General features: G+C 62.2%; 2 protein-coding genes. Both read right to left on the bottom strand.

All coding sequences use genetic code 11. The features are described from left to right. Positions 1-247: 247 nt before the first annotated feature. Complete coding sequence (mnmA, locus tag NW844_RS12710) at positions 248-1,360, bottom strand: tRNA 2-thiouridine(34) synthase MnmA (protein WP_414336169.1); 1,113 nt, start codon at positions 1,358-1,360, stop codon at positions 248-250. Between the two features lie 77 nt (positions 1,361-1,437). Further along, complete coding sequence (locus NW844_RS12715) at positions 1,438-2,187, bottom strand: HEAT repeat domain-containing protein (protein ID WP_414336171.1); 750 nt, start codon at positions 2,185-2,187, stop codon at positions 1,438-1,440. Positions 2,188-2,189: the final 2 nt, after the last annotated feature.

The following is a 2,189-nucleotide window of genomic DNA, read 5'->3' on the forward strand; positions in this document are numbered from 1 at the left end:
CAGTTGCGCCCATCCTCGATATCTATACGGTGCTCCTGTTCCGATCCCTGCAGCAGTTGAAAGAGCAAGCGGCCTACCAATAGCTAAGAGTTTTTACCCCTGTTTGGATGGCAAAAAGGGGATCCCTGTGCTCCGTCTTGAGACGAGAAGGGATCCCTTTCCTATTTTTGCCATCACTGCCCTCACCCCCAGCCCCTCTCCCAGGGGGAGAGGGGAGTAATGCCAGAGAGCTCTGCCGAATCTCTAGTTAGGGAGAAGGGCGCTCCAGGATGCCGCCTCCCAGCAGGAGATCCCCGTGGTACCAGACGGCGGCTTGGCCAGGGGTGACGCCAAATTGCGGCTCGGCAAACTGTAGCTTCACCCGCTCCGGCGATTTTGGGATCACCATAGCCGGCACCGGTGGGGTACGGTAGCGCACCTGCACTTCCACGGCCAAGGGTTCTGCCGGCGCAGGGATCGAGACCCAGTTCACCCGCCGCACCCACGCCTCAGCTTGGGTGGCTTCTTCCCGCTCTCCCACTACCACGCGGTTCATGGCCGCATCGATGCGCACCACATAGAGCGGACGGGAAGAGGCAATCCCCAGCCCCTTGCGCTGGCCGACGGTGTAGTGGTGGATACCTTCGTGATATCCCAGGACTCGCCCCTGGGTATCGACAATTTCCCCCGGCCTTTGACCCAGGTGCTGATCCAAAAAGTTGCGCATCGAGCCGTAGGTCTCGATCAAGCACAGATCCTGGCTTTCGGGCTTGTTTGCCGTAACCAAGCCGTAGCGCGCGGCAATCTGACGGGTCTGGGCCTTGGTGTACTCGCCCAAGGGGAAGAGACTGTGGGCCAGGTGCTCCTGGCTGAGGTCGTAGAGAAAATAGGACTGATCCTTCTGCCGATCCACCGCCCGCAGCAGTTGATAGCGCCCCAGCTCGGCCTCAAAACGCACCCGCGCGTAGTGGCCGGTGGCGATCTGAGAGATGCCCAGCGTCTCGCGGGCATAGGCCAGCAGGGGGCCGAACTTCACCAGCTTGTTGCATTGGGAGCAGGGCAGCGGTGTGATCCCCTCCCCATAGCCGGCCACCAAGTAATCGACAATGGCGGCCTGAAACAGCTCACGGCTATCCACCACATGGTGGGGGATCCCCAATTGCTCACAGATGGCAGCAGCATCCACCAGGCCGTCGGTGCAGCACTGGCCTTTCCCCCGCATCAGCCAGAGAGTCACTCCCTCCACGGCATAGCCCTGTTCGTGGAGAAGGGCCGCCACCGTGGAGCTGTCTACCCCCCCAGAAAGGGCCGCCACAATGCGGGGCCGAGAGGGGGATCCGGCTATCTCCGGAGCAACTAGAGGATGGGGGCTGGTAACCATCGCAGCAGGGGATCAGGAAACAACAAGGGTCGGCAAATCCTCGCCTCCCTACACCAGGCCAAACCCGGATTTCCAGCTTAGCTTGCTTCCGAATCGGCTGGCCGGGATCCCGCCTCAGGCATGGGCTCTGGGAAGCCCCTTTGGCGCAGCCGCCGCAGCGAATCCAAAGCTGCCGCGGCAACGCTATCGTGGGGATCCCTGGCCAGATAGTTGAGGGCAGAAACACTCTTGGGCGAGGGCAGATTTCCCAAGGCCTGGGCCAGCCGCTGCCGCACCAGCCAATCTTCCGACTGGGCAAACCGCAGGATGTGATCCAAAGCCCGCAGATCCCCCAGTTCTCCCAGAGCTGCAATGGCCGCCTGCTGCAGCAACACTTCCGGCCCCTCCAACGCCCGCAGCAGCACCTCATAGGCCCGTGGATCCTTCAGGTTGCCCAGGGCCACGGCGGCGCTGAAGCGCACCAGCCACTCCACATCTTCATAAAAAGCCCGCACCAGGGCCTCAAAAGCCCGCGGATCTTCCAAGTAGCCCAGGGCGCCTGCCGCATCGGCGCGAATGCCGTAGTCCGGGTCTTGGGTGAGGATCTCCAGCAGCTTGGGCAGACAGGCGTCCGTCTGCTTGATCCCCAGGGCAAAGACGGCAAAAGAGCGCACCTGCAGGTTTTCGTCGTCGATGACCTGCAAAATCAGCGGCACCGCCTGCTCCGCTGGCACATCCCGCAACTGGGCCAAGGCCACCATGCGATCCGCAGGGCGTTGGCTGCGCAAGCGTTGGGCGATTTCCTCCAGACGAGCGGGGTTGACAGGATCCAGAGCAGAGACAGTCATGG

The organism is Synechococcus sp. H55.2, from assembly GCF_047462495.1.
Classification (GTDB): Bacteria; Cyanobacteriota; Cyanobacteriia; order Thermostichales; family Thermostichaceae; genus Thermostichus.

Coding starts and splice junctions, on each gene's coding strand:
- mnmA (WP_414336169.1), bottom strand. CDS start 1,360: ATGGTTACCAGCCCCCATCCTCTAGTTGCTCCGGAGATAGCCGGATCC.
- NW844_RS12715 (WP_414336171.1), bottom strand. CDS start 2,187: ATGACTGTCTCTGCTCTGGATCCTGTCAACCCCGCTCGTCTGGAGGAA.